This is a genomic window from Sporolactobacillus sp. THM19-2 (assembly GCF_004153195.1).
In the GTDB taxonomy this organism is placed as follows: domain Bacteria; phylum Bacillota; class Bacilli; order Bacillales; family Sporolactobacillaceae; genus Sporolactobacillus.
The window spans coordinates 23,523-36,436 of the sequence record NZ_SEMC01000009.1 but is presented as its reverse complement, the minus strand read 5'-3'; the positions used below and the strand labels follow the sequence as shown (position 1 = coordinate 36,436).

The following is a 12,914-nucleotide window of genomic DNA, read 5'->3' as shown; positions in this document are numbered from 1 at the left end:
GCTTACACCTAAAAGGACTAAAAACTGCAGCAAGACCATCAGAGGATTGCTGCAGTTCTTTTTCATGCGATTCTCAATAAAGACAGAACAATGCCTAAAATGACTATGCCGAAGATAAGTTTGATCACGCCAACTTTTTTCTGTAACAATTTGAAGCAACCCAATGAAACCAGTAATGGCACAATCCCTTTGAAGATACTGTCTAAGATTTTCTGGACATTCAGAATCTCTTTACCATCCATAGAGAAAGACAAGATCGTATCAAATTTCACCATGCTGATGGTCATAGCACCAACCATGATCAAGCCTAGAACACTGGCCGCTTTAGTCAAAATCTCGATCCAACCGTTAGCATACAGTTTTTGGATATATTTAGAACCCAGTGAATAGCCTAAGATCCCGCCATAATAACGACACAAATAGTTTGGGATATTGAACATAATCAAAAAGATGATTGGGGCAAAGATATTGCCGGCATGCGCCAGGTTAATGGCTAGGCCTGCACATACGACACGCCAGACACCCCAAAACAAGGAATCCCCAATCCCGGCCAACGGTCCCATCAAACTGGTCTTGATAGCGTTGATACTTCCCACGTCAAAGCCTGGTTGTTTGGAATTTTCTTTTTCCATTGAGGCTGCGGTCCCCATGATGAATGACGAAAATGGGATTGTGGTTGAGAAGTATTGACAGTGTCGTTCTAACGCAGCTGCCCGGTCTTTTTTATCTTTATAAAAATGATTGATAAACGGCATCATAGAGTAGGCGAAACCACCGCCGCCCATCGTTACCGGATTCACCGACACATACATGGTCATGGAACGCCAGAACATTTTACGTACTAACTTTTTTTCTTCTTTGGAAATTTGTTGGCCTAGTTTCATTTGAAGAAATCCTCCTCTTCGTTATCGGTTGCACGTGTACCTGCTGTCATTGTGTTTGCTTGAGGGGCTGTTTGCATTTTCTTCAACTGAAGATCACGCTGTGCCATTACGATTGCAATAATCGCACCAATAACAGCAATCGAGATCAGCGGCAATTTAAAGTAAGCCATGAGCACTGCACCTGCGAAGAACCAGACTGCAATTTTTTTACTCCAAAGCATTTGTAATAGCATCGCCATCCCGACAGCCGGCAGTAAGTTTCCGGCAACTGTCAACCCGTTCATGATCACTTTCGGAATATTGTTTAACACCGATTCCACTACATCAGCACCGAACAGGACGGCAAAAAATGGGATTAAGGCATATAATGCATAATGGATGAACCACATGAAAAAATGCAGGCTGATGATTCCTTTTTGATTATCTTCTTTCGCAAATCTAAAGAATTTCGCAGCCATTGGTCCACAAACAAATGAAAAGATCATATTCATCAGCTGCAATCCTAAAACCGCTAATGGAAAGACGAGCGGAATCACCGCATCGATATTCCCGCCCATTTTGATTGAAAAAACAGTAGCTAAACCAGCCGCCAATGAAGGTTCGGCAGTACTGGAGATCCCAATATTCACGACCCCCATAAAAATTGCTTCAAGGGAGGCACCAACAATCAAGCCGGTCTGAATATCACCTAGCAGCAAGCCGGCTAACGGTGCAACAACGATCGGACGGCTGAGCATGGCCATCCCAAACAGTTCATGCCCTGCAACACCGACAAAGACCGCAAAGGCAACGACAAGAGCATCATACATTTATTTCCATCTCCTTTTTTATAAATCGTTCAATACAGATTTAGCCGACCGTTTTTCCATTGCTGGAGTACCCTGGAAAAAAGTATCTGGATACAGTTCGACCAACTTTTTCAATGCCTCGATCTCATCTGGTGTCAACATCACTTCTTTAGTTAACATTTTCTTATCTGGTGAAGGCGGTGTCATTTTTCCGGCATTGCCCACATTCATCATTTCAATTTGATCAGGGAAAGCTTTGGCTACTTTGACCGCATCTTTTACAGTTGGTACCAGAACCATCAGCTTCATCTTGCTGGCACGGGGATCCTTTAACAGTTGGATCGCACCGTCTACCGTTTTAATAATGCTTTTGACATGAGATGGTGCTGCCATTTTCAAGGTCATTTTTTGAATATCGTTCCCGGCAGCTTCGTCACTTGCCACCACAAGACCGGTCAAATTCAAAGCCTTGGTCCAGGTCATCGCTACCTGTCCATGGATCAGCCGTTCATCAATACGTACTGCTTTAATCATTTTGTTTTCCCCCTTATTAAATTAGAAAAAATCTTCTCCATCATCTTTTACATGGGCTTCTGCTAAAAAACTGACTTTCAATTCAAGACGGCATTTGTCGACTAACTCGGCAACTTTTTCTTGAGTCAGATCATCTCCACTCAGCAAGATCTCCAGAATGATTGGAAAGTTGAAACCGGTGATAATTGTCACAGGAATCTTGTGCTCCAGGAACGTTTTGGTCACTTTCTGATTGACACTGCCTCCATAAAGATCGGTGAAAACGAACAACTGATCATCGGCAGCGAGACTGTCAATAAATTTTTCCAGTTCAGCATCCAAATTTGTGTCATTCGTATAAGCATTAATCGTGGCAATGCCCTTGGTGGTACCGGCTAAAAGTTCGATACTGTTCAGCATGCCATCTGCTAAACGGCCATGAGTCGCAATGAGTATTCTTTTCATCACCATTCTTCCTTTCTATGTTTTCACTTTTCTATCAAGCAAGATCCGTGCCAACTTTCAAAGTGCTTATCACATCAGCCTTTCCAGCCCATAAAAAAAGTGTCTGATTTTCCAAACTGGAAATCAGACACTTTTTTAAACACTTCAGCGTTTGATAAAAGGACCTATTAATTCGTAAAGCAGCGACAGCTCATAGGCATTGACTTTAAAGTTGTATTTCATTTCCATGGGCTGGAAGATGCTGCGGGAAACGTAATAAAATTCATCTTCTTCCGGTGACATCTCATGAACGGGTTCTTCGGCTTTTCCGGTGCGGGCTAAAAAGAGCCGTTCCATCATCAAAGCTGTGTGCATATACAAGTTCAATTTCACTTTACCATTCAAGGTAATGTGATAGTAGGTTTCATATTTGGAGATTATCGTTTCGACTTCGCCCATGACGACGGCCGGGTTCAGAAAAGTCAGCCGGTCGGCCACGCCTTCCAGAGAGAGGAATTTCACCAGTTCCTGGATTAACTCCAGATATTCCTGATGAGTCATCTCCTGACTCAAGGTATTTTCCAGATAACGATTGCCCTCACCATCCAGAATATTGTAAATATTTACATTCGGGATAGTGAAGGATTTTGGTAAATCAGAAGTCGTGATGACTAGTTTGGTTTTGTCAAAATAGTCCTCGTCATTTTGATCGATTAAGGAACGCAATTCCCGATATTCTTTAGTGAAGACTTTGATACGATTACTGTCCAGATGATTACTGAAGATCTCTCGCAGCTTATCGGAGATACCAATACCTGACATACAAGAAATGATAATGTTACTGGTTGGTGCGAAGCCTTCAAAGTACTGCACATTAATGGAATATTTTTTCGATGCATCTTCGGCGATCCGGTTAAAGGGAGAATTATTGGACATCTTCAACCCGATATCCAGTGCGATCGAAGTCGTCAAATTGTTAATCAGCAACAACTCGCCTTTCAGATCATTTTTGATCTGCGTATAGATCTGGTTCAAAGAACCCATATCCACGATCAACACCAGACTGTCAGTATAGACCTGTTTATTGACAAAAGCTTTGGTGCGCTCCACAATCTCAGAAATATTGCTTTCCACAGGCATGTCCAGGGCTTCAAAAATATAATTTCCACACAGTTGGTTAACCACCCCCTGGATGGAACTCGCGGTACTGTCACCGTGAGCTAACAGCAAGCCTTTCAATTCGATGGTCTCATCGACATAATCCAATAAAACCACCAGTACCAGCATCTGCAGAATCTGCCGCTCGCTTTTTGATAGATGAGGCAGTTGGCTGATAAACTGATCGGTGACGTAAGCGGTTCGCGGATAAGTTCTCCGTAAAATACGGATCGCCTGGCCCAAGTCGATTTTACTGCTGAACTGACTGGCATAAAGTTGGCTGCTGATCTGGGCAGTCGGTCCGCTGGTGATTAACCCATACTTTTTAATCAGGATTTGACTCCAAAGTCTTCGATACATATTGGCGGTCAACCTCTGGGCTTTAGACAACAACGTATTTTGTTCAATAGTATGCATCAATTGTTGGACTTCCCTTTGCACCTTGGTGATGTTGTCTGTCAAATTACCATTGACGATCCATTCACTAATACGGGCGAGCGTTTGATCATAGTCAACAAGTTGCAACCTCTGCAGATGGATATGATCATCAGCTTTGATCAACAGGTCTTCTATCGGCAAGTTCTCTTCGACATTTGTCAAAGTGTCTAGCTGCTGAGCAATCTCTTGCTCGCTGACTAACAGCTGTTTGCCAGTCTGGCAACTATAAACACTGGCACAGCTGATCTTGATTACATTTTTCAAGCGACCGATATTACCGCTGAACGAATGACTCAATAATAAAGACAAAACCTTTTTGGACACCAAAATATCTCGATTCAGCACCAAGGCTTCGTTTTGAAAAAAAAGCTGGATCAGTTCAATTTTTTCTCCTAATGGCCGGTCGTAAAATGCCGGCAGTTCTACATTGATCTGGATACGGCGGGCAAATGTGTCTAAAAGGAAATCTTCACTTTTTTCGGTGGTCGCAAAAATAAAACGTACGTTGGCATGTGACCACTTGCTATTTTCACCTAAAGGGCGATATTGTCCCGAATCCATAAATAAAAATAGTTTTTCCTGGTTCTCATTGGAGAGTCGATGAATCTCGTCCAGAAAAAGATAGCCGTTATCGGCATTGGCCAGAAGTCCCGGTGTATCTTTCTCCGCACCAGTAAAAGCCCCTTTTTTATACCCAAATAAAGTAGCTGAAAGCAGTTCAGGATTATCAGCATAGTCAGCACAGTTCAGGATGATAAACGGCGCATTTTCTGTGACCACCTGTTCTTCCTTGGCATACTCATAGATTTTTTGGGCCAGGAAGCTTTTCCCCACACCGGTTTCCCCATTGATCAGAATACTCAAACCATGAGGCGGATATTTAACGGCCGAAATACATTGCTGAATGACTTCTTTTAAGCTGCCATCATAACCCACGATTTCGGAGAAATCCGCAATGGCTTCTTCAGCCCGTGGCGGATCAGCACTTTCACTGACTTTCCACAATACCGGTTTACCCTTCAACCTTTTCAGCTTACCGTCTTTCATCAGGCGTGAAAGATAATGACTGGCATTCTGGCGGGAAATAGCCAATTCATCTGCAATCTCCTGGGCTGTGACCGCTTCTTGAGTCTGCGTCAGCTGCTTGACAGCCACAAAGACTTTATCTTTGGCAGTTTTCTTCATTTTATCTCCTCTTCCCAATCTGTCTAAAGAGTATCTTAAAACAGATGTGGAAATGTGTCTATTATATTTTAGACAGATTAGGTTGAAGTGGTAAATGCATGTTGAATCGATGGTGGTACCGTAGGCTGATGAATCCATGAATGCTGCTACGCGCAGGTTCCGAACCGCATGAACACGCAGAATTTGAAGCAAAAAGGCCAGCAGACGGTTTGATTGTTTTTTAAAGTCGGAGTCAGATAGGTCAGGTACCTCGATGATCGCCCAATAAAGATTTGGATTAAGAGTAACTTATTTTAGATGTTTAATTATCCAGAAGAAATTTTAATTCATTGATCAGGACATGGGCTAGTGGTTTGTGTATAGGATTCTGTCTGCCTTCCTCCGCAGACTGAAAGAAAAGAATGAATCATGTGATGATCAGCACAGGCCGAATAGTGTACATTGAAAACTTAATCGCTGTCAGTAAAACATCATATATCATCCAGATCATGCGCTATTGGCGTTTGCATCATTTGTTTAACAACTGCAGGGTCGGACGTCTGTGCGAGCACCCACATGAGCTTCGTGACAACGGCTTCTGTATTCATGTCTCCGGCAGTTATTCCGCCGGCATCCGCTACACGTTTACCGACCTCATAGAGTTCCATGTTCTGACCCTCTTCAAGGCACTGCGTTGTGATGATGACCGGAATGCCCTTCTGCACCAGCCTCTTCACGCCCGCTGTCAGATTCCTGTTTTCAAAAGATAAGCCTCCATTACCGAAGCTTTCAATGATTAGTCCCTTCACATGTGTTTCGAGAAAATCAAAAAATACAGGTGACAGGCCCGGAAATACCTTCAGCAGGAACACATCCGGACAAATCCCGAAATGCCGGGGGAATACAGAAACCTGCGATTTCGGTCTGAAATCGATTCGAAGCCTCTCACCGTCAATAGTTGCGATGTATGGATAATTGATGCTTTCAAACGCATCATAACTTTTCGTTCGCATTTTAACCGCCCGTGTGCCGAGTATCGCTTTCCCATCAAAGACAATGTAGACCCCGGGAAGATTCGCACGCTTTGCAAACGTCAGGGCATCTTTAATATTCTTTTTGGCGTCCGTGCGTCTGAAACTGACCGGGACCTGAGATCCTGTAAGAACAACGGTTTTCTGCAGATTATATAATAAATAGGATAGTGCTGACGCCGTGTAAGCCATGGTATCCGTTCCATGCGTGATGATAAAACTGTCATAGCGGTCCTGATTTTCATGAATAAACCGGGCGATGGCCAGCCAGTCTTCTGGCTGCATATTCGTACTGTCCTTATTCATCAGCACATGAAAATCAACGGCTACATCCTGCTTATGTTCAAAATAGTGCGCCATCTGATTGATACTCAGTCCAGGCGCCAGCCCATCCTGATGCGGTGTTGACGAAATCGTTCCACCAGTTGCTGCAACTAATATTCTTTTCATGGAAATTCCCCGTCTTGTAGAAATGATACAATTATTATAACTTTTTACCCCTTATTTTCAATGATTTGTTTACTTAGTGTGTACTGCCGGTTAAACTGGCGGGGGAGGTAGACTTATGCTTAAGCAATTAATTACTTTGAGAAAGCAAAAAAAATTAACGATTCAGAACATGGCAGATGCTCTCGGAATCGCTAAAAGTACATACGCCAGCTACGAAACCGGCTATCGACAGCCGCCCGTCGACGCATTGATCAAAATAGCTGATTTTTTCTCCATTTCCCTGGATCAATTAGTGGATCGACATTTTTTCCCGGACTTCTATCTTGATCAGCCTGAGAAGGCGCACGGCCGCTTATTTATTGATGGCAGGACGTTAACCGAAGAAGAGCAAAAAGAGGTGATTGCCTTTATTAAAGTAAAACGCAGGTTACCATGAAACCAATCTACCCGCTGTCAGGCGAATAACCGCTTTTTTAGAAACCGGATGATGCCTTCTCAGTTCCGTATATGTGACGGATCAGTGGACAGATGCTGGTGTTTCAGGGAAGGGAAAATTGTCCTGTCAAAAAGGCCAACCAGTGCGCCCTGAAACAGCAGGGCGAAAACGGTACCGATATTGATGGCGTAAATCTTTCCGGTTATGGCCCAGCTGAGGAGAATGATAAGTACCGGCGGCATGAACGTCACAAGCTGGGCTATGGCGGCGCTGCCTTTAAAGTACTTAAATCGAATAATCTGCATCAGATCATCACAGGGATGAAGCACCAGATTAACCCGCTGGTAAATGGAGATGCCTGCTGCGATAAGGCAGATTCCTGCCAGATCCAGGACAATGCGAAGCAGCAGGGGCAGGTGCATGATCCCCAGATTCACTAGAACATAGCTGAACGCATCCACCAGGAAACTGAACGGAAACATGAAAATGATGTTGCCAATGATCCGGTGCCAGTCTATTTTTCCAACGATCAGGGTATTGACAACGACTACGGCGGCCCCGGTTAAAAACAGGATGATATCCAGGTGAATTCCTGTCCACTGGGTGATGTTGACCGAGGAGGCTGTCCATAAAGCACTTCCAAGATTCAGGGCGACCGTCAGGGCATTTCCAAGGGCATTAAAAAAGATGGAAATAGAAAAGTAGGTCAGACTTTGATTCATTTTCAGTGGACCAGTTTGACTCTGATGCGTTTGCAACACAATACCTTCTTTAAACAGTTTTTCGTTAAATTAACAGCTCACTCTATACCTTTACCCACTTGAACGGGCAGTAAGACTCCCACCTCAAAGTCATGAGGGTAAACGAACTGACCCCGGGTGGGGGATCACTGCCCGCAGCCGCCCGATGGGTTCAGTGATGATGACGCAGACTAAAAAAGAGGAGGTCCTGTCGGAAACACCTGCACGAGCACGTCCTGTGCGCCTGAGAACCCCCACTGATTGACGTTTCACTTTAATGCGCGAGTTTTCGATTAAAATCGCGGATTTCCCGGTTCAGTTCATTAAGCGGAACGTTCCCTGTCATTTCGTCAGTCAGCTGATACTTTTTCTTTAATTTAATGATCCGTGTGACGCTGGCATTGAGTTGGCCTTCAGAAATTTCTCCATTCTGCACAGCTGCTTTTATCGCAGATATCGCTTCTCTCGCCTGTGTATAATCATGACCGACAAGAACAAGATCGGCTCCTGCTTTCACAGACTGGACCGCCGCCGGCCCGAGTGAATACTGATTCGTTATGGCTTTCATTGTCATATCATCAGTCACAATCACGCCATTAAAGTGAAGCTGATTTCTGAGAAGATCTGTCATCACCCGATCGGACATAGAAGCAGGATAGGTTTTATCCAGTTTCGGAAGCAGGATGTGTGCCACCATGACAACGTCCGCCCCATCTTTTATCGCCTGTTCAAAAGGAATCAGTTCCAGCTGTTTCAGTTCGGACATATTTTTATTTACGACAGGCAGGGCAAGGTGTGAATCAACAGAGGTATCCCCATGACCCGGGAAATGCTTGATCACCGGAATCACTTTCTGATCCATCAGACCTTTCACCGCCTGAGTACCGAATGCCGCGGCCGTCTGCGGGTCACTACTGAACGAGCGATCTCCAATGACTGGATTGTCAGGATTGCTGTTGACATCGACAACCGGGGCAAAATCAAGATTGAATCCAAAAGATTTATCCGCCAGTCCGATGATGGAGGCATTCTGCCGGGCAAGCTGCGGCTGTCCGGTTGCCCCGATTCTCAGAGCCGCTAATGTATTTTCCAGACCGGGCAGTCTCTCCACCCGACCGCCTTCCTGATCCAGACTGAGCAGCAGAGGAAGACGATTCCCCTCATTTTCCTTTTTGATCTGATTTAATAGTTTGACGCTCTGGTCCGGATTGACCAGGTTTGGCGCGTAAAAAATGAATCCGCCAATTTTATTTTGCCTGATCAGGCCACGGGTCTTGGCGTCGAGTGAAGTTCCCGAAACGCCGGCGATAATCATCTGTCCGATTTTCTCATCCAGACTCATTTTTGAAAGGATCGCTTCAGGACGCTCCGGATCAATGAGACGGTTCGGATCCGTATATACGGAAAGATAGTCGATATGCGGGTCAGACTGCCTGTCCGTCGGGCGCGGTGCCACCCACTTCAAATCAACACGCCCATGAAGATGGTAGATCAGAATGACCTGATCGGCTCCCTCATGCTTAAAAAATTTCACCTCATCCGGATGACCCTTACTTTTTTTTATCTGACTGATTCGCAGCGAGCGAACCTGTGGATCATACGACCGGATATCATAAACACTCTGATTCTGATGCACGATCACACCGTTTCTGTCCGGATAGGTCTCATACTGTCCATGATCTGTTTTCGTTGATGAATCCGGACTGCCCCAGGCCCCTCTGACGTCCTCGATGTCTGTTTTTCCTGCCGTAAAAGGGATATGGAGCGTCTGTCCTTTATCCGCCAGAGTAAAAATCCGGTCAATCAGTTGATCTGAACCTTGTTTCTTACTGGACGCTTTACCTTGTGAAGCCGCTGCATTATGCGTCTCTTTCGACGGGTTTCCATTAATCAGGAAAAACAGGGACAGGCCTAAAAGAAGCAGTGCCAGGAACACACCGAAAATGATCTTCATTAATCTGTGATTCAACAATTCTAACCCCTCTGTTTCAGGCAACATGACACCAGATCTTGAGCTCATGATGCATTTTTTTCTATCTGTCTGGTCAGGTCCGGTCAATAGTTACAGACTTTAGTATACCTTTAAGAGTATAAAATTTAAATAAGAGATTGACAAATGCCGTCTGAAGTGATTAAATGAAATCTAATCCAATCGAAGGGATCCATGATGATGACGAAACGGTGGTTTAAGGGCCAGATCGGCTATTATAGCTTCTATTACTTTAGATAGCGTTCGTGTCCACTTCGGATACGGACGGGTAAAAACGTTTGTATCTGAAGCTGGAAGCTATAATGGTGAACCAGCAGGATACGTAAAATCCGATCTGACTGGCCGCCACCATCATCTGTAATCTCTCTTTCTTTCGTGAATCGCAATCACCGGCCAGTCGGATCTATTGATCTGACTGGCTATTTTATTTTTCAGAAGGAGTGCAGCCGCACGTGTCACGATCTAATAAAATCAGACTCAGTTTCACGCTCTACCTTAATTACTTTGTTCATGGAATCGGGCTGCTCATTCTCACACAGAATATGAAAGCCCTGAGCGGCGAATGGGGCACACCGCTCGCCACCGTGTCGTATGTCATTTCCGGGGTCGGTATCGGCCGGCTTCTGGCCTATTATCTTCTCGGCAGTCTGTCAGACCGTTATGGAAGAAAAAATTTTGTATACCTTGGCATGCTGAGCTACTTTATCTTCTTCATCGGTATGATCGTCACGACGGATTTCAGGGTAGCCTACCTGCTTGCTATTCTAGCCGGTGTCGCCAATTCCGCTCTTGATTCAGGTACTTACCCGACATTTCTGGAAATGGACAGCCGGAATGGCGCAGCAAATATTCTGATTAAGGCAGCCATGTCTGTCGGAGAATTTGTTCTTCCTATATTTATCGGACTGAATGAAAACCTGGGCGGCTGGTACGGACTGAGTTTTATCTTTGCAGGCACCATTCTGGTGATCAATTTTCTTCTGATCATGCGGACGCCCTTTCCCAGACAGTCAAAGCCGGATAAATCAGCCAATCATCACCTGATTGCCGGGCAGAATCTGTCCGGACGGAAAATCGGATTAATGATTATCCTTTCCATTTATGGATACACCTCTATGGCCACCATGATCCTGTTCACTCAGTGGATTACGATTTATGGAACAGACATCCTGCATATGAGCAACATGAGCGCCCATTTTATGCTCTCTCTGTACAGCGTGGGTTCAATCACCGGGGTTCTTTTGATCTTCACTATAATGAAGAAGAGGCTGATTCAGGATATGAACCTGATCGTCGGATTGAACGGTCTGTCCCTTCTGACCCTGTTCATTGTCTGTTTTTCAACACAGCCGCTGCTGGTCAGCATCGGTTCGTTTATTTTCGGTGTGACCGCTGCCGGCGGTGTCATGCAGATCGGACTGAATATCTTTATTTCCCTGTTTCCGCAGGCTAAAGGGCGCGTTACCGGGATTTATTTTTCCTTTGGCAGCCTCGCCTCGTTCACCGTTCCGATTTTCACCGGTATGCTGTCAAATATCAGTACGGCCGCGGCTCTGCGGGCGGACCTCCTTATTGCCCTTGTATCCTTTACGATTTGGATTATCGGACAAAGATTACTTTCAGCTGCCGGCGAAAAGGCAAAAACACAATCGAGTCATGCTTGATTTTTACTTATTAAATTCAGAAAGGGAAGGTTACCATGATCTATTTCACTGCAGGAGAATCACACGGGCCGGAACTGACCGGCGTGATTGAAGGTTTCCCTGCCGGCCTTCATGTGTCTGTCGGGCAGATCAATCGTAAATTACGGGACAGGCAGACCGGTTATGGCCGCGGCTACCGGCAGAAAATTGAAAAAGACGAAGTCAGGATCACATCAGGCATGCGGCATGGCGTGACCCTCGGTTCCCCGATTACGCTGAAAATTGCCAATATCGACCACAAACACTGGGGTGAAGTCATGAAACCAGTCGGACAGCCTGATCCGGCGGTTGCGATGCGGGAAGTGAAGAACCCCAGGCCCGGTCATGCCGATCTGGTCGGCGGGATGAAATACGGACACCGCGATCTGCGAAATGTACTCGAACGATCCTCAGCCAGAGAAACGGCGATGCGGGTGGCCATCGGTGCGCTCTGTATCCAGCTGCTGCATCAGCTGGGTATTGAAATTGCCGGCTACGTGCGGCAGGTGGGACCGATTGAAGCGGATACCGATCACCTTTTGTCCCCTGAACAGATTGAAGAAGAAATCAGCAAGAACGATCTGAGGATTGTTGATCAGGAAAAAGTCGCTCCCATCCACAACCTGATCGACAAGACAAAAAAAGAAGGAGATACACTTGGCGGCATCATCCGGGTCGTCGCACAACATGTCCCTGCCGGACTCGGCAGCTATACCAGCTGGAATGAGAAACTGGATGCGAAAATTGCAGCGGCAGTGGTGGGGATCAACGCCATGAAAGGGGTCTCATTCGGAGCCGGTTTTGATGCAGGATCCAGGCCGGGCAGTCAGGTCATGGACCCGATCTACTGGAATGAAGACCGGGGCTGGTACAGAAAGAGCAATCACCTCGGCGGATTTGAAGGGGGCATGACAAACGGTATGCCGCTGATCGTTAACGCCGTGATGAAGCCGATCCCGACACTGTATAAACCGCTGCACAGTGTGTCGATCGATACGAAAGAAGAACATAAAGCGAGCATCGAACGCTCTGACGTCACGGCGATTGTCCCGGCCTCCCTTGTCATCGAATCTGTTGTCGCCATCGAACTGTGCAGAGCCATTCTGGATACCTTTGATTCAAGCAGCCTGGCGCGACTGAAGCGCCAGTATCATGATTACTGTGATGAACTGAAAAACTATTAAGGGGGACCTTCT

At 45.6% G+C, this 12,914-nt stretch carries 11 protein-coding genes; 3 read left to right on the top strand and 8 right to left on the bottom strand.

Features of this window, described 5'->3' with window-relative positions:
• Nucleotides 1-62: 62 nt before the first annotated feature.
• The 6 genes from EWH91_RS08695 to EWH91_RS08670 form a co-directional block, all read right to left on the bottom strand.
• Nucleotides 63-884, bottom strand: a complete 822-nt coding sequence (locus tag EWH91_RS08695) for a PTS system mannose/fructose/sorbose family transporter subunit IID (RefSeq protein ID WP_129929652.1) — start codon at nucleotides 882-884, stop codon at nucleotides 63-65.
• Nucleotides 881-1,693, bottom strand: a complete 813-nt coding sequence (locus EWH91_RS08690; protein WP_129929651.1) for a PTS sugar transporter subunit IIC — start codon at nucleotides 1,691-1,693, stop codon at nucleotides 881-883. Before EWH91_RS08690 ends, EWH91_RS08695 begins: the two co-directional genes overlap by 4 nt.
• 18 nt (nucleotides 1,694-1,711) lie before the next feature.
• Complete coding sequence (locus EWH91_RS08685; RefSeq protein WP_129929650.1) at nucleotides 1,712-2,206, bottom strand: PTS sugar transporter subunit IIB; 495 nt, start codon at nucleotides 2,204-2,206, stop codon at nucleotides 1,712-1,714.
• 21 nt (nucleotides 2,207-2,227) lie between these two features.
• Nucleotides 2,228-2,650, bottom strand: a complete 423-nt coding sequence (locus EWH91_RS08680; RefSeq protein ID WP_129929649.1) for a PTS sugar transporter subunit IIA — start codon at nucleotides 2,648-2,650, stop codon at nucleotides 2,228-2,230.
• A gap of 144 nt (nucleotides 2,651-2,794) precedes the next feature.
• Nucleotides 2,795-5,410, bottom strand: a complete 2,616-nt coding sequence (locus EWH91_RS08675) for a sigma 54-interacting transcriptional regulator (RefSeq protein WP_129929648.1) — start codon at nucleotides 5,408-5,410, stop codon at nucleotides 2,795-2,797.
• Between the two features lie 470 nt (nucleotides 5,411-5,880).
• Nucleotides 5,881-6,870 (bottom strand): asparaginase, encoded by a 990-nt coding sequence (locus EWH91_RS08670; RefSeq protein WP_129929647.1) that lies wholly within the window; start codon nucleotides 6,868-6,870, stop codon nucleotides 5,881-5,883.
• Between the two features lie 115 nt (nucleotides 6,871-6,985).
• On the opposite strand from EWH91_RS08670, the gene EWH91_RS08665 reads away from it, so the two are divergent.
• Nucleotides 6,986-7,306, top strand: a complete 321-nt coding sequence (locus EWH91_RS08665) for a helix-turn-helix domain-containing protein (RefSeq protein ID WP_129929646.1) — start codon at nucleotides 6,986-6,988, stop codon at nucleotides 7,304-7,306.
• A gap of 59 nt (nucleotides 7,307-7,365) precedes the next feature.
• On the opposite strand, the gene EWH91_RS08660 is transcribed toward EWH91_RS08665, so the two are convergent.
• Together EWH91_RS08660 and nagZ are read right to left on the bottom strand one after the other, a co-directional pair.
• The gene (locus EWH91_RS08660; protein ID WP_483315830.1) at nucleotides 7,366-8,067 is read right to left on the bottom strand and encodes a YczE/YyaS/YitT family protein; all 702 of its coding nucleotides are present in this window, start codon (nucleotides 8,065-8,067) and stop codon (nucleotides 7,366-7,368) included.
• Between the two features lie 253 nt (nucleotides 8,068-8,320).
• On the bottom strand, nucleotides 8,321-10,015 hold the full coding sequence (nagZ, locus tag EWH91_RS08655) for a beta-N-acetylhexosaminidase (protein ID WP_165364283.1): 1,695 nt from the start codon (nucleotides 10,013-10,015) through the stop codon (nucleotides 8,321-8,323).
• 473 nt (nucleotides 10,016-10,488) lie between these two features.
• On the opposite strand from nagZ, the gene EWH91_RS08650 reads away from it, so the two are divergent.
• Nucleotides 10,489-11,700, top strand: coding sequence for an MFS transporter (locus EWH91_RS08650; RefSeq protein ID WP_129929644.1), 1,212 nt, complete (start codon nucleotides 10,489-10,491; stop codon nucleotides 11,698-11,700).
• Nucleotides 11,701-11,735: 35 nt separating this feature from the next.
• Nucleotides 11,736-12,902, top strand: a complete 1,167-nt coding sequence (gene aroC / locus EWH91_RS08645; RefSeq protein WP_129929643.1) for a chorismate synthase — start codon at nucleotides 11,736-11,738, stop codon at nucleotides 12,900-12,902.
• The last annotated feature ends 12 nt before the right edge of the window (nucleotides 12,903-12,914 follow it).

Excerpts from the sequence above, each read along its gene's own strand:
- EWH91_RS08670 (WP_129929647.1), bottom strand. The coding sequence starts at position 6,870 with ATGAAAAGAATATTAGTTGCAGCAACTGGTGGAACGATTTCGTCAACA.
- EWH91_RS08665 (WP_129929646.1), top strand. The coding sequence starts at position 6,986 with ATGCTTAAGCAATTAATTACTTTGAGAAAGCAAAAAAAATTAACGATT.
- EWH91_RS08685 (WP_129929650.1), bottom strand. The coding sequence starts at position 2,206 with ATGATTAAAGCAGTACGTATTGATGAACGGCTGATCCATGGACAGGTA.
- EWH91_RS08675 (WP_129929648.1), bottom strand. The coding sequence starts at position 5,410 with ATGAAGAAAACTGCCAAAGATAAAGTCTTTGTGGCTGTCAAGCAGCTG.
- aroC (WP_129929643.1), top strand. The coding sequence starts at position 11,736 with ATGATCTATTTCACTGCAGGAGAATCACACGGGCCGGAACTGACCGGC.
- EWH91_RS08690 (WP_129929651.1), bottom strand. The coding sequence starts at position 1,693 with ATGTATGATGCTCTTGTCGTTGCCTTTGCGGTCTTTGTCGGTGTTGCA.
- EWH91_RS08680 (WP_129929649.1), bottom strand. The coding sequence starts at position 2,650 with ATGAAAAGAATACTCATTGCGACTCATGGCCGTTTAGCAGATGGCATG.
- EWH91_RS08695 (WP_129929652.1), bottom strand. The coding sequence starts at position 884 with ATGAAACTAGGCCAACAAATTTCCAAAGAAGAAAAAAAGTTAGTACGT.